The 13,942-nt window shown below is 54.6% G+C and carries 14 protein-coding genes and 1 pseudogene; 7 read left to right on the top strand and 8 right to left on the bottom strand.

All coding sequences use genetic code 11. The features are described from left to right. Positions 1-270: 270 nt before the first annotated feature. Entirely contained in the window at positions 271-1,164 is an 894-nt protein-coding gene (locus KV190_RS11050) for an alpha/beta fold hydrolase (protein WP_460193382.1), read from the top strand. On the opposite strand, the gene KV190_RS11045 is transcribed toward KV190_RS11050, so the two are convergent. Genes KV190_RS11045 through KV190_RS11035 form a run of 3 tightly spaced genes read right to left on the bottom strand, consistent with a single transcriptional unit; the run spans position 1,161 to position 3,087 of the window. Further along, complete coding sequence (locus KV190_RS11045; RefSeq protein ID WP_460193381.1) at positions 1,161-1,952, bottom strand: YdcF family protein; 792 nt, start codon at positions 1,950-1,952, stop codon at positions 1,161-1,163. The two genes, KV190_RS11050 and KV190_RS11045, sit on opposite strands and share 4 nt — an antisense overlap. A 4-nt stretch (positions 1,953-1,956) precedes the next feature. After that, positions 1,957-2,688: a photosystem II S4 domain protein gene (locus KV190_RS11040; protein WP_460193379.1), complete on the bottom strand. Its 732-nt coding sequence runs from the start codon at positions 2,686-2,688 to the stop codon at positions 1,957-1,959. After that, the gene (locus tag KV190_RS11035) at positions 2,689-3,087 is read right to left on the bottom strand and encodes a hypothetical protein (RefSeq protein ID WP_460193377.1); all 399 of its coding nucleotides are present in this window, start codon (positions 3,085-3,087) and stop codon (positions 2,689-2,691) included. 65 nt (positions 3,088-3,152) lie between these two features. Here KV190_RS11035 and rpmI point away from each other — a divergent pair, with 65 nt between their 5' ends. The 3 genes from rpmI to lgt are packed head-to-tail and all read left to right on the top strand — an operon-like array spanning position 3,153 to position 4,563. Further along, positions 3,153-3,350, top strand: coding sequence for a 50S ribosomal protein L35 (rpmI, locus tag KV190_RS11030; protein ID WP_149818467.1), 198 nt, complete (start codon positions 3,153-3,155; stop codon positions 3,348-3,350). Positions 3,351-3,391: 41 nt separating this feature from the next. After that, positions 3,392-3,742, top strand: a complete 351-nt coding sequence (rplT, locus tag KV190_RS11025; protein WP_149818464.1) for a 50S ribosomal protein L20 — start codon at positions 3,392-3,394, stop codon at positions 3,740-3,742. A 14-nt stretch (positions 3,743-3,756) separates the two neighbouring features. Then, positions 3,757-4,563 carry a prolipoprotein diacylglyceryl transferase gene (gene lgt, locus KV190_RS11020; protein ID WP_460193376.1) on the top strand — a complete coding sequence of 269 codons (807 nt, stop codon included), beginning with the start codon at positions 3,757-3,759 and terminating at the stop codon, positions 4,561-4,563. Here lgt and KV190_RS11015 read toward each other — a convergent pair. From KV190_RS11015 to KV190_RS11005, 3 genes and pseudogenes are all read right to left on the bottom strand, one after another. Then, positions 4,560-5,150: a chromophore lyase CpcT/CpeT gene (locus KV190_RS11015; protein WP_206199753.1), complete on the bottom strand. Its 591-nt coding sequence runs from the start codon at positions 5,148-5,150 to the stop codon at positions 4,560-4,562. The genes lgt and KV190_RS11015 overlap by 4 nt on opposite strands. A gap of 72 nt (positions 5,151-5,222) precedes the next feature. Further along, on the bottom strand, positions 5,223-6,743 hold the full coding sequence (gene cobA, locus KV190_RS11010) for a uroporphyrinogen-III C-methyltransferase (protein ID WP_460193375.1): 1,521 nt from the start codon (positions 6,741-6,743) through the stop codon (positions 5,223-5,225). A gap of 3 nt (positions 6,744-6,746) precedes the next feature. Continuing rightward, positions 6,747-7,316: pseudogene (locus KV190_RS11005) on the bottom strand (M23 family metallopeptidase); the annotation flags it as partial. A 1,373-nt stretch (positions 7,317-8,689) separates the two neighbouring features. Here KV190_RS11005 and KV190_RS11000 point away from each other — a divergent pair. Beyond that, on the top strand, positions 8,690-9,160 hold the full coding sequence (locus KV190_RS11000; protein WP_460193374.1) for a hypothetical protein: 471 nt from the start codon (positions 8,690-8,692) through the stop codon (positions 9,158-9,160). Here the strand turns inward: KV190_RS11000 and ribD are convergent. Both ribD and KV190_RS10990 read right to left on the bottom strand, forming a co-directional pair. Then, the gene (gene ribD / locus KV190_RS10995; RefSeq protein WP_460193373.1) at positions 9,132-10,271 is read right to left on the bottom strand and encodes a bifunctional diaminohydroxyphosphoribosylaminopyrimidine deaminase/5-amino-6-(5-phosphoribosylamino)uracil reductase RibD; all 1,140 of its coding nucleotides are present in this window, start codon (positions 10,269-10,271) and stop codon (positions 9,132-9,134) included. The genes KV190_RS11000 and ribD overlap by 29 nt on opposite strands. Positions 10,272-10,280: 9 nt before the next feature. Then, positions 10,281-10,595 (bottom strand): DUF6679 family protein, encoded by a 315-nt coding sequence (locus KV190_RS10990; protein ID WP_024125163.1) that lies wholly within the window; start codon positions 10,593-10,595, stop codon positions 10,281-10,283. A 290-nt stretch (positions 10,596-10,885) separates the two neighbouring features. Here KV190_RS10990 and dnaK point away from each other — a divergent pair, with 290 nt between their 5' ends. Together dnaK and KV190_RS10980 are read left to right on the top strand one after the other, a co-directional pair. Then, a complete protein-coding gene (gene dnaK, locus KV190_RS10985; protein WP_460193372.1) occupies positions 10,886-12,910 on the top strand; it encodes a molecular chaperone DnaK in 2,025 nt (674 codons plus the stop codon). A 49-nt stretch (positions 12,911-12,959) separates the two neighbouring features. Then, on the top strand, positions 12,960-13,940 hold the full coding sequence (locus tag KV190_RS10980) for a DnaJ C-terminal domain-containing protein (protein WP_460193371.1): 981 nt from the start codon (positions 12,960-12,962) through the stop codon (positions 13,938-13,940). The last annotated feature ends 2 nt before the right edge of the window (positions 13,941-13,942 follow it).

The raw sequence follows: 13,942 nt of genomic DNA, 5'->3' as shown, positions 1-13,942 counted from the left end.
GGTGATGTTTCCTAGCGGAGTAAACAACGTTTTGCAAGTAAAGTACCTTCGGGGTGACGGTTGCCCACACATTGCAAAGAGGCGAACCGATCAAACTACCCTTTCGTCAGAATAAGCAACAGATTCAAGGGATTAGGTTAAGCCAAGGGAAAAATTTGGTTAAAATTGCTACCAAATGTTAGGGATCAGTCATATTGTTGAGAGGGGTAACAAGTTTACTGTTGACCGCGTTACAAGAGTTTTTTCAGGCAATTTGCAGGAGCGTTAGGAATGCCGTCATTGGCCTCTAAAACTTATCAATGGCAGGGTCTTTCCTGCGCCTATCGCTTGAGTTCGGAAGAAGGGCAAACACCCACACCCATTCTTTTTATCCATCCAGTGGGGGTTGGCCTCTCTGGGCAGTTTTGGGATCGCTGTGTCAACAACTGGCAATCTCAAGGGGAAGGTTACTCATTCTACCTCCCTGACTTGCTGGGCTGTGGCCAGAGTGCCTTGCCCCATTGCGCCTACTATCCCGAAGATTGGGCAGCTCAGTTACATTTCTTAATCACATCTGAGATTCGCCAAGCGGTGATTCTTGTTGTCCAAGGGGCATTGTTTCCCGTAGCGATGGAGCTGGTGCACCTTGATCCTCAAGTAGTCAGGGCAATGATCCTCAGTGGTCCCCCCGCCGCCGCTTTGGTGTCTGAAAACACTGATCCGACATGGCAAAGGGTGCGCTGGAATCTTTTTGATTCTCCCTTGGGTTGGGGCTTTTATCTCTATGCCCGCCAAGAAAGTTTCCTGCGGCAGTTTTCAATCAATCAGCTTTTTGCCCAGCCTGAGGAGGTGGATGAGCAGTGGCTAAAAATGCTGGCCGCTGGTTGTGCTGACCTTGAGAGTCGCCATGCGGTGTATTCATTCCTGTCGGGCTTTTGGCGGCGGGACTATCGTCAGAAAATGGGGCAGACTCAGCAGCCAGTGCTTGTGGTGATGGGGGATCAAGCCTCGAGTATCAGTCGCGATGGTGGGGCTGAATCGCCTGAAGAACGGTTGCAGTTTTATACCAAGACATTTCCGAATGCTAAGGGAGTTGTGATTCCCGGGCGCAATGTCTTGCCCTATGAGTCAGCGCCTGCTTTTGTGGAGGCGTGTCAAGCGTTTCTGCGTGCTCAGGCTCTCTAAAGCCAACCGCGTAGTTTATAGACGAGCAGACCTTGGTATTCCCGTAGGGCAATGGTGGTGATGTCCACGTTGTAGGGATTGGGGATCAGGCTGAGCAGCAGGTTTTGCCACGTGGGCGATCGCGCGATCGAGAGATACCGATAGTCCGTCGGTGCCGGAATGACCTTCATCCCCAAACGGCGAAAAATGGCGACGGAGCGGGGCATGTGGTAGGCGGATGTCACCAGCAGCAGATCCCCCTGAATTTGATGCTTCTCCAGAAGCGCTTTGACATTCACGGCATTTTCATAGGTATTCAGTGAGGTGGTGTCCAGTAGAATCTTGTCTGTCGGCACGCCGCAGGTGGTGGCAATTTCCGCCATGTCCGCTGCTTCTCCGCGCTGAAAGGTTTCGCCGAGCCAGTCAATGCGACCCCCACTAAGGATGAGATAGGGGGCATAGCCTTGGCGAAAGAGGTGGGCACCATAGAGAATGCGATCGCCCCCTTCCGTGACTTCTACCCAAGGCCTCGGCGCCGTTTGTGGCACAACTGCCCCACCGAGAACAACGATCGCAGCAGCTTTGGGCATGGGATCAGGGGGTAAATACTGCCGCTCTAGGGAAGCAATCAGAGCCGTTGCCACATAGTCATTGCCGCTCAAGAGTAAAATGCTCAGGGCAATCACAAGGGCGATCACCGCCTGTTTGGGGGCACGCCAAAAACGAACAATGGCAAAAATCAATGCCCAACAGGCCAAGGGCAATGGATACAGCAGGGGCGGCAGTAATTTCGACAGCAGCAGACCCATAGTCTTAGCGAATGCGCTCCATCTGAATGCGGTAGCGCTCTTTCTTCGTGACTTGAATGTCTTGAATCCGCAATCGCCCTTTGCCGCGAATGGCAATGAGGTCATTCACCTTCAGGAGATGCCGCGGTTGCTGCACGATGTGCCAATTCACCCGCACTAGCCCTTGGCTAATCCACTCGCTCATTTTACTGCGGGAAACGCCAAACCCGGCTGAGGCCACAGCATCCAAGCGCAATGATGCTTCGACGGTACTGAGGGATTTTCGTTGCGGGGGCGCTACGGCCAGCTCTGACCAGTCGCAGCGATCGACGGTCACCGCTACGGTTCGCACCTGTTTTAAGTGGTCTTGTAAAGGAGGGACTGTTTCAGGGATGAGAATGACCTGTGCCCCCCGTTCCCCAAGCAGAATCACATCCCCGTAATCGCCGTCATCGAGACCCGCATGGGCGATCGCTAACTCAAAATCACTGTAGGTGGCGGGATCAAAGAGAAAGTTACCTGTGATTCGCACCAACGCAAGGGGAGGCTGTTGCTCTTCAAGACTAAGTTCAGTGGGCGCGATCGCCAGCCGACAGCGTTCCGCTTGAGGGTAGCCCCCCCAGGCAAGACCATGAACATCGGCCCGTTGCTCAAGGGTACTGAGTGCCTGCACCACCTGATCGGGGGACAAAAAGGGGGTATGCACCACCGACCAAGTTTTAATGGCTGTGTCAAGGGCGGTTCCTAGGTCAAACATTTAGACCTCAAGAAATTCCGGCAGTTCCAGCCACTGGGCTAAGTGGGCTTTCACCTGTTGGCAAAACTGGGGGCGATCGCCAAATTTCTCAGTGCGGATTGTTTTGCGCTGCGCATCCAGTGTCCAGCCATAGTCACTGCTGAGGCGGATTTTCCCCTGCCAGTCGGCAATGGATAGCATGAGCTGTCGAGCAGGGCTATTGTCCACCCCCTTGACGCGAAAGACATAGTTAAAGGTGTTTTGCTTGCCAGCAGCAACCGTTGAGGCTTGCCCAAACCGCTCCTTGAGGCGCGATCGCACCCGCTCGACAAATACCGCATCCCCTAAATCTTCTAGGGTGCGCATGGCCAAGGTAAGGGCAAAATAAAACTCTTCGACAGGAATGAACTCCAGTTCCATGCAGCTTGCCAAGACTCTCTTCAAAATAGTACACTAGTAAGCTGTGTCTAAAATAGGGCAAGGCTATGCCAAAGCTAAAAACACGTCGTGCTGCTGCCAAACGATTTCGGACGACGGGCAGTGGTAAGTTTGTCCGCCGCAAGGCCAACAAAAATCACTTACTCGAACACAAGGGGAGCGATCGCAAGAATCGTCTTTCCCACAAAGCCCTCGTCGATCCACGGGATTTTGAGCGAGTATCGCTGATGCTGCCCTACGCTTAATTGATAAATTTTCAGTTTTTGATCAAGGGTGAAATTGAACTATGGCAAGGGTCAAACGGGGTAACGTTGCCCGCAAACGGCGTAAAAAAATTCTCAAGCTCGCCAAGGGCTATCGTGCGGGGCACTCCAAGCTCTTCCGCACCGCCAATCAGGTGGTCATGAAGGCACTCTGCAATGCCTATCGCGATCGCCGGCGGCGCAAACGGGACTTTCGGCGGCTCTGGATTGCGCGGATTAATGCTGCTGCCCGTCAGCATGGCATGAGCTACAGTCAACTCATGGGCGCCCTGAAAAAAGCCGATATTCAACTCAATCGCAAGATGCTGGCTCAATTGGCTGTGCTAGATACCGACGCCTTTGCCACTGTCATTCAGACTGCTCGCGCTGTTTAGAACCTATTCTAGGCATGATCGCCACTTTCCAATCCCCCGGTGCCACCCTTGAGCTAGGGTTCATCACCCTACGGTGGTACGGGCTACTCATTGCTGCTGCCGTCTTTATTGGCATTTGGCTGAGTCAACGCTTGGCACGCCAGCGACAGATTGATCCTGATCTGATTGCAGATCTGTCGATTTGGCTTGTGGTTGCCGCTATTCCCGCTGCACGGCTCTATTACGTCGCCTTTAACTGGGGCTTTTACCAAAAGCACTTAGATCAAGTGGTGCAAATTTGGAAAGGGGGCATTGCCATTCACGGTGCCATCCTTGGCGGTATGCTAGCGATGGCGATCTTTACCTATGTGCAGCGGCTTTCCTTTTGGCAAGTGGCGGATGTCATTGCCCCTTCATTAATTTTGGGACAGGCCATTGGGCGCTGGGGTAACTTCTTTAACTCTGAGGCCTTTGGTGCCCCTACGGATTTGCCGTGGAAACTCTATATCCCCGCGCCGCAGCGTCCCCCTGAGCTAATCAACGAAGCCTATTACCACCCCACGTTTCTCTATGAGTCCCTTTGGAACCTAGGAGTCTTTGTTCTCCTGCTGTGGCTTTTTCGTCAACCTCGCTATCAAAAACCGGGGACGCTCCTGATGGTTTATGCGATTGCCTATAGCTTGGGTCGCTTTTGGATTGAAGGGCTGCGCATGGATAGCCTGATGTTGGGGCCGCTGCGAATTGCCCAAGTGGTTAGCTTGGTTGCGATCGCCCTAGGAGCTTGGGGACTCTTTCGCCTCTATTACCAAGGCAAACCGTTGCCGGATTGGCAAACCGCCTAGGCAATAATTTCATCGGCAAAACTCTGCCAGCGCACAAAGTGAAAGGGACCTGCCACGGATCCCCAAACGTGCTCATCGGTTTCGGGATCCCGTCCGCGATCGTGACTAATGAAGCGATCGCCATCAATTTCAAACGTGCTATCGAGATAGGTTTCCCGTCCTTTACGCACGACTTTACAGGCTTTGCCCGGCTCCACTTCGCCGCGAAAACTGTGCCCTGTCCAGTAGGTGAGCATATTGCAGCCACAGAGGAGTTCTAGATCATCGGCTGTCATTGCCTGAAGCCGCTGGCGATCGCGAGCTGCTCCAAAGAAGCGTTTTTCGTCCTTGAGCACATAATTTTTAATCACAATGTGATCATTGGCGGGCACCAGTTCCAAAACCCGTGTGCGGTAGGGGACGCCTAGGAGATAGTCATAGGCCTGTTCGACATAAAGGGCAATGCCCTCTAGAAGGCCACTGGGAAGGGGGCGCATACACACCCGAATATGGGCATAGAAGGGGGGATTTTCAAAGGCTTGGGCTTGGTTACTAAAATCCGCCGCCATCCAACGGCCAAGGGTCAACACATCGGTTGCGTGTGTCATGCTCCACAATTGCCTTACAACAGTCCTTTTTTCACACTAGCGGATTGAGGCACCCTCTTCATCCCCAAAGACCTAAGTTATCCGTAATAAGGCCTGAAGGAGTCCCTCAAGGGTATGCTCTGTGGCTTCAGTATCCACCCGTCCCAAGAGTTCGCGGCAAGTTTGCGAGGTTTGCGGGCCAATACTGGCAATCTGCACCTTCTGAAGTAACTCTGCCGCCTGCGCACCCACCAATTGGCAAAAATGTTTCACCGTCTTAGAACTGGTAAACGTGACCATATCCACTTGACCCGCTTGCAGCGCCCCTAAGACTTCGGCATCAACGGTTTGGGGGCAGCGGGAATCGTAGGCGGGCACCTCAACAACCTCAGCTCCCGCAGCCGTAAAGGTTTCCACTAGAACGGGTCGTCCGCCCTTTTCAACCCGTGGAAAAAGAAGACGCAACCCCGCCACAGGTTCTGGGAATTCTGCCACTAGGGCATCGGCAACAAATTCACTGGGGGTGAAGTCAGCCACTAAGCCGTAACTGCTAAGGGTTTGGGCAGTTTTTTCGCCAACCACAGCAATCTTGAGACCCGCGAGGGCACGACTATCCTTGCCATGATGCTGTAACCGTTCCATAAAAAAGCGAACGGCATTGTGGGACGTGAGAATGAGCCAGTCAAAGGTATCGAGTTGCGCCAAAGCCTGATCGAGGGGCTGCCAAGAACTGGGGGGAACGATTTCCAGTGTCGGCATTTCTAAAACGGTGGCACCGGCGGCTGTCAGTTGCTGCGTAAAGTCACTCGCTTGCGCTGCCGCCCGGGTGACGAGAATGGTTTTGCCGTGGAGCGGAGACATGGATGCTGGGGAAATCCTCAAAAAGTCAGGAAAGGCCAGATCTAGACTAGCCAAAGGGTAGCGTTTTTGGGCGATCGGGCCAATGACAACGACCGCAGGAGCCATGTCTGGAAAGTCAGGGGTCTTCAGGTAACTCTCTAGGGTGCCAAACCAGAATTGTTGCTGGGGGTGCCCTGCCCAGCGCAGAATGGCCAATCCCTCAGCGGGCGATCGCCCCTGCCTCAGCAATTGCTCGGCAATATACCGCAGGGAACGGGTGGCCATCAAAAAAATCAGCGTCTCCATTTGGGCGATCGCTGCCCAAGGCAGGGTTTCTGGCGCATGCCCCGACAGAATCGCCACCGACTGACTCACGTCCTTGGCTGTCACACAGAGACCCGCCAATAAGGGTGCTGCTAGCGCTGAGGACACCCCCGCAATCACCACAGCCTCTAAACCTGCCCCCAAGACAGCCTCAAGTTCCTGATGTAAGCGGCCAAACAGCCCCGGATCACCACTTTTGAGACGGACAACCCGTTGATACTGCTGGCCGTAGTCCACTAAAAGGCGGTTGATTTCCGCTTGGGGAACTGCTTCGGCTCCCGCCCGTTTGCCCACCGCCACCCGCACGCAATCAGAGGGTGTGAGTTCGAGGAGGCAAGGGGAGAGCAGGGCATCGTAAAGCACCACCTGCGCCTGCTGCAGGCAAGTCCATGCTTCGAGCGTGAGAGAGCGAGGGGTACCTAACCCCGCACCCACAAAATAGACCGTCAACGACTAGCCTTGGGTACGTTGCAGGAAGATCATTGGATTGACAGCACCCCGCCCTTGGGGATGCACTTCAAAGTGGACGTGGGGGCCTGTGCTGCGTCCTGTACTGCCCATTTCAGCAATCTGCTGACCCTGCTCAACGTATTGACCCACGCGCACCAAGTTGCGATGGTTGTGGGCATAGAGCGTCAGCGTCCCATCGGCATGGCGAATTTCTACTAGGTTGCCGAAACCACCAGAATTCCATTGGGAGTAGGTAACGACACCGGCGGCAGCGGCATAGATGGGCGTGCCAATGGGAGCAGCAATATCAATCCCGCGGTGCATCCGTCCCCAGCGCGGGCCAAAGCCAGAGGTCAACACACCACGCGCCGGCCAGATAAAGTTCGTCGTTAGGCTGGGTAGGAAGCGATCGGAGTTGGGCAGAGGGGGTAGGTCAAGATTACTGGGTAAGGGAGGAGCCACAATTGAGCGTGCCACCTTGACGGGCACAGGAGGGGCAATGGGCTGGACAGCGGCAGGTGTCGGTGCCGTTACGGTTGTTGTTTGCGGGCGACTTGCAATGGTGGGCTGGGGTAGAGCTGGGCGAGCAGGGGGTTGTTGGACTGAAACCAAGGCAGGGGTTGTGCGACGCTGCCGCTCAGAAGCACGGCCAAAGGGAACCGGCCCTAGGGTTGACGTTGAGGGCGATGCTGCTGGCGAGTTGACAAATGCCACCCGCTGCGAGAGTTGCGTGGTTTCCCCCGCGGTGGACTGTGGTTCCACTTCCGTTGTGGTTTGCTCCAAAGAGCCACCCATCGCAAAGGGGGTATCAATGGCCAAGGAAGCAACAACAGAGGTGGTGGCTTGCGTCACGAGATCCGCCAAGCTATCAGTGCGAACCCGACGATCCACCACTTTGAAAGTGGGTTCAGAAGGACGGCTGAGACGGTCAAAGGAAGCAAAGGCAGAGAGGGTTAGCGCCGGTCTTCTGAGGGTGAGGGGGGCAAAACTTACCTGCGGCTGGATAGTGCGTTGCCATGCCGTTTGGGTGACGCCCAAGAGTAACTCAGTTTTGTCGGCGGATAAAAGATTTTCAAATTCCGCAAGCGGGTCTTGGCTTTCAGTGCTGAAGAGGGAAGGGAGGTTGAGAGATTCGGGGCGAATGTCCTTGGAACCCAAATCGCGATCGCCCGTAAGAGTCGTCAAATCAAGAGCTTGGCTAGGCTGAATCAGAGCAAAGGTACCCAGCAGGGGCAGACAGGAACAAAGGGAGCGCAGCGAACGACCAAGCATAGAAGCAGACGCAAGAGGTGCATCCTGAGAGGCGGTAGGGGTACGACTATCGTTGCTCAAGGTAATCCTCCTCGCACACAAAATTTACAGTGATTCGACAAAGCGGTGAACTGAGAACACACATCATGAGCAATCGTCCAAGGTAGCCAGAGGCCACTCGCCGCATCTATGCCTAAAACTGTCCCAATCTGTTGTTTATGCAAAGGGTGTTTTGGCACCACGACGAAACTTCTAGGTGACTTTACCCAATCCACAACCAAATGACAAGCCACCCTCTTGCCTCGTCCTGCCCTCTCTGGGGGGTGAATTACCTACCGCAAAATAAAAATGCGAATTTTCTACCTACTGGTCAATAATCAAAAAACCTGAATTCATCACGACTTGAGCTTAATTACTCACCATGAAAGAAAAATCGTTATTTCCAATAAATGAATAAGTAGAGTAAAGTTAGCTAATCAGTGCATATAGTTTTTTTTAATAATATAAGTCAGTTTACATCCTCTTCATCGTTGGTCGTTACACCAAAATTGTCCTATAACACTTGTGCCAAATTGCGCCAAAAGTGGCACATATTCATCTTCACTCTCAGAAGCAATGAGAGCAAGCTTGCTTGGTAAAATAAACGAGTTTATGACGATTTTTGGCGATCGCCTTTTTGACGGAGCTTTGTCCCCATGACTTACCACAAGCTGTGGTTTCAACAAACAGCAAGCCGCCTCAAAGTCTTGCGTCCTTTTCCCCCCTTTAGTGTTGTCCAAAACTTTATTCGCGAATATCTCCCCAACCTTATTGACTATATGGATGGCCAAGGATTGGATCTGCGGGATCCACAGCACTGGTGGGAGAGTATCCACATTGACAGCATTTTGGAATTAGAAAATAGCGAGGGGGAAACCCTGCGGGTTGCGGCTGGGATTATTGAGCAGTGGCGCAATGCCAACGCCGCTCTACGCCTGATTACAACCCCAGCAATGGCCAAGCTGCGGCGCGAGTCCCTCCATGTCAGCCAGCATTGGCTTTTTTATGTCTCTAGTCGCAAGCCCTACCCGGAGTCGCTGTGGATTGATTTGCTCTATGAGCAGGCGGATACGCCCCCCACAGAAACGGGTTGCACCATTATTGAGGTGACGGAACCCGAGGCCTAGGCGGTAGGTAGCCCACTACGAGAATGTCCTCGCCCACGGTTTGCCAACTCACGTTCTCGAGGCACAAGGCCTCATTCATCTTGGTTAAGCCGAGATCGGCCACTGGGGCGGGGGCATCAGAGCCACCAATAATTTTTGGTGCAATAAACGCCCACACTTTCTGTACCATGCCTTCGGCGATCGCTGCCGCTGCAAGGGAACCGCCGCACTCCCAAAGCACTGTCATGATGCCCCGTTGATGAAGCTCTGCCATAACGGTGGTCGGTGTTAGCGGTTCTCGGTGCACCACCTCCACGCCCTGTGCCTGCAATTGGGGAATGAGGGGATGTTGGGGGGAAGCAGAGGTAACCACCAATGTGGGAGCTGTGGTTGTTTCCCACAAAGAGGCATTCGGCGGCAGATCAAGGGTACGACTCATCACCACCCGTAGGGGATTGCGCTCATGGCGCGAGGTCAAAAGGGGATTATCCAGACGCACGGTATTGCCCCCCACAATCACGGCATCGCATTCAGAGCGCAGTTGATGCACCATGGCGCGTGCGGCTTCACCGCTCACCCAGAGACTGTGGCCGGCACTGGAGGCAATTTTGCCATCGAGGGTCATGGCGTATTTGAAAATGCCAAAGGGACGCTGATAGCGCACCCGGTGAACAAACGCTTCGTTCAGGCGTTGACACTCTGCTTCCCGCACGCCAACGGTGACTTCTATGCCCGCTGAGCGCAGCCGTTCTACCCCCGCCCCGGCCACTTGGGGATTCGGATCAATCATGCCCACCACCACCTTGGGAATACCCGCCGCTATAATCGCCTCGGTACAGGGGGGCGTGCGGCCATAGTGGTTGCAGGGTTCAAGATTGACGTAGAGGGTGGCCTTGCTGAGGAGGGGGCGATCGCTCTCGCTGACGCTGCGCAGGGCAAAAACCTCGGCATGGGGTTCTCCCGCCTTGGGATGAAACCCCTCCCCAATCACCCGTCCCGCCGCCACAATCACACAGCCCACGAGGGGATTTGGAGCCGTACAGCCTTTGGCACGAGCCGCTAACTCAAGGCAGCGCCCCATGTACTGGGCATCAATCGTGGCTATCTCCTCCACAACGGGGGCTGAGCGCATGGGTAAGAATCAACGCTCGTGTTCGGTTTCCGAGGAATGCTTCGGCAGTTGCTCCGCCTCTGGACATTCATCCGCAATGGGTAACTCCGCATAGCCGCGGGGAACTGCTGCGAGTCGCCGTGAAATCGAGCCAATGCTTTCGATATTGACGATCTCTTCCCAAGCACACACTTCGTCGTCTTCCTCCGTTTCGTAGCGGATGGTAACAACATTCCCTTCGATGTCCACAATGCGTGCCCGGTCAATCAGGCGTTGTTGATCCCGCAAGTAAATCCAGACTTCTTGGCCGTCGGTATAGAGTTGATAAAGCTTGCGGTGTAACATAGAACGGTCTCCTTCTCGGAATTGGGCGTAGCAACAGTTGATAAGCTGTGCTGCAACCTCTTGCCTGTCATCTTACCGCTAGACTTCAAAAGATGAGCAGCGGTGAACGTGAGGTGTGGGGACTGAGGTTGTCCATATCGTTGTAGCGATCGCGCAGCACAGGGGAAAGAGTGATTCTCTGACGGTCTGGGGCAGATCTCGTACAATCGAATAAGCGTAACAAAGGGTAAATAATCCGTTACTATAACGCTATTCATTTATTCTAACCAGTGCGGAGTCGTTCAAACGGCATGGGCAAAATTGTTGGCATTGATCTGGGGACAACCAATTCCGTCATTGCGGTGTTGGAAGGGGGAAAACCCGTTGTGATTGCCAATGCAGAAGGCTCCCGCACCACCCCCTCTGTGGTGGCCTTTGGCAAAGATGGCGAGCGCCTTGTGGGTCAGTTGGCGCGGCGACAGGCGGTGCTCAATCCCCAAAACACCTTCTATGCCGTGAAGCGGTTTATTGGCCGCGAATATAGTGAACTGACGGCTGAATCCAAGCGGGTACCCTATACTATTCGCCGCGATGAATCGGGGAAAGTGCGCATCAAGTGCCCACGGCTGCAACGGGAATTTGCCCCCGAAGAAATTTCAGCCATGGTCTTGCGCAAGCTGGTGGAGGATGCCAGCCGCTACCTAGGGGAGCCAGTGACCGATGCGGTGATTACTGTCCCTGCCTACTTTAATGACTCACAGCGGCAAGCCACCCGCGATGCTGGGCGTATTGCGGGTCTCAATGTGCGGCGGATCATTAATGAGCCGACGGCGGCCGCCCTTGCCTATGGTCTCGATCGCCAGAAGGAGCAGACGATTCTCGTTTTTGACCTTGGCGGTGGCACCTTTGATGTCTCGATTCTCGATGTTGGCGATGGCGTGTTTGAGGTGAAGGCCACCAGCGGCGATACCCAACTGGGGGGCAATGACTTTGATAAGTTGATTGTGGACTGGCTCGCCGAAGACTTCCTCGCCAAAGAGGGCATTGATTTACGGCGCGATCGCCAGTCGCTACAACGGCTCACCGATGCGGCCGAAAAAGCGAAAATTGAGCTTTCAGGCCTACTGGAAACCAATATCGATCTGCCCTTTGTCACCGCCACAGCGGATGGGCCAAAACACATTGAAACCACCCTCAGTCGTCGCCAATTTGAAGACCTGAGCCAAGACCTGCTGCAACGGCTGCGCTATCCAGTCGAACAGGCATTGCTGGATGCCCATTTAACCCCCGCTCAAATTGATGCTGTGGTGCTAGTGGGTGGTGCGACGCGGATGCCCATGGTGCAGGATCTAGTGCGGCAGATGATTGGCCGTGAACCCAACCAAAACGTCAACCCCGATGAGGTGGTGGCCGTCGGTGCCGCCATTCAAGCAGGCATTCTCGCCGGGGATATGAAGGATATCCTGCTGCTGGATGTGACGCCCCTTTCCTTGGGTGTGGAAACCATTGGCGGCGTCACGAAGGTGCTGATTCCCCGCAATACAACGATTCCGGTGCGTCGCTCCGATATTTTCTCAACCTCAGAAAATAACCAAAGCCAAGTGGAAATCCACGTGGTTCAAGGGGAGCGGGAACTCGCAGAACACAACAAGTCCTTGGGACGCTTTAAGTTAACAGGCATTCCGCCCGCGCCTCGGGGGGTGCCCCAAATTCAAGTGTCCTTTGACTTGGATGCCAATGGCCTGCTCCAAGTGGTGGCTTTGGATCGCTTTAGCGGTCGCGAGCAAAGTGTCGTGATTCAGGGGGCATCCACCCTGAGTGAAGAGGAAATTCAGCAGATGCTCTTGGATGCGGAGTCCAATGCAGCGGGCGATCGCCAGCGGCGGGCACGCATTGAGAAGCGCAACCGTGCCCAAGATTTGATTAACCGCGCTGAACGTCAATTGCGGGAAGCGGCTCAGGAATTTGGCTATCAATTTGCCGCTGATCAGCGCCGGAGTATTGAGGCCTTAGTGCGGCAATTGCAGGAGGCCATTCGCAATGAGGACGATCGCCAGATTGACCTCACCTATGCGGCCCTTGAAGAGCGGCTCTACGACTTTGTCCGCCAACTGCGCCTCAGCGAAGAGGAATTGGAAGACGATGAGGATGTCTTTAAGCTGCCCAACCTCAAGGAAGCAGTCAATAAAGGCCTTGATGCGGTACGGGGTCGAGAGCGGCGGCGTGACGATTATGAAGATGAGTGGGATGAGCCACCCCGGACGCGGCGTTCCCGCACCTACTCCCAGCGCAGTGATTCAGCCGCATGGGATGATTGGGATGACGACGACTGGTAGAACTTCTTTGCTTTGTTTGCCGCAACTGTGAGTGTAGATAGGACTGTCGATGCGTAATTTTCGAGATTACTACCAGCTTTTGGGCGTGGATCGAGGTGCGAGCACTGAGGAAATTAAACGCGCCTATCGGCGGCTGGCGCGGCGGTACCATCCCGATATGAATCCGGGCGATCGCGCTGCTGAAGAGAAGTTCAAAGACATTAGTGAAGCCTACCAAGTCCTAAGTGATCCGGCTCGCCGTGAGCAATACGATCGCTACGGTGAATATTGGTCCCAACCCGGCTTTCGCACTCGCCCTGCCCAACGCACCACTATGGCTCGGCGCAATGGCACCAGTGTCAGGGACGAACCCGACCTCAGTGAAGATAATTTTCAAGAGTTTTTGGATCAACTGTTGGGTCGGCGATCGCCTCGCACCTCGACGGTTGCTGCGGATCCCCCCCGTCGCTCGCCTACGATAGAGACAGACTACTTTCGCCCCGGCACCGTCAAAACCGCCTATACTGCTGTGAGTCGTCGCGACGCTGAAGCCACCCTAGAAATTCCCCTCGAGAAGGCCTATGAAGGGGGACGGGAGCGGATTCGGCTTGGGGATGGGCGCTCCTTAGAAGTGACGCTGCCACCGGGGATGGTTACGGGTCAGCGGATTCGGCTGCGGGGGCAAGGTACGGGCGGTGGTGATCTCTATCTGAAAATTCAAGTGACTCCCCATCCCCTCTTTCGCCTTGAGGATTACGACATTGTCTGTGAACTCCCCGTGACCCCCAGTGAGGCTGCCCTCGGCGGCCAAATTGAAGCCCCGACCCTCGATGGTTGGGTGAAAATGATGGTGCCAGCAGGGGTACGCACAGGCCAACGTTTGCGACTGGCAGGCAAAGGCTATCCTCGCCCTGATGGCGATCGCGGTGACCAACTGGTGGAAATTGTCATTACGCTGCCGCCCCAACTGAGCGATGCCGAACGCGATCTCTATCGGCAACTTCAGGCGATTGAGTCCTACAACCCCCGTGCCCATCTGGCGTACTCCTAAAC

This window comes from Thermosynechococcus sp. FA-CM-4201 (assembly GCF_054689355.1).
This window is presented reverse-complemented; position numbering and strand designations above follow the sequence as displayed.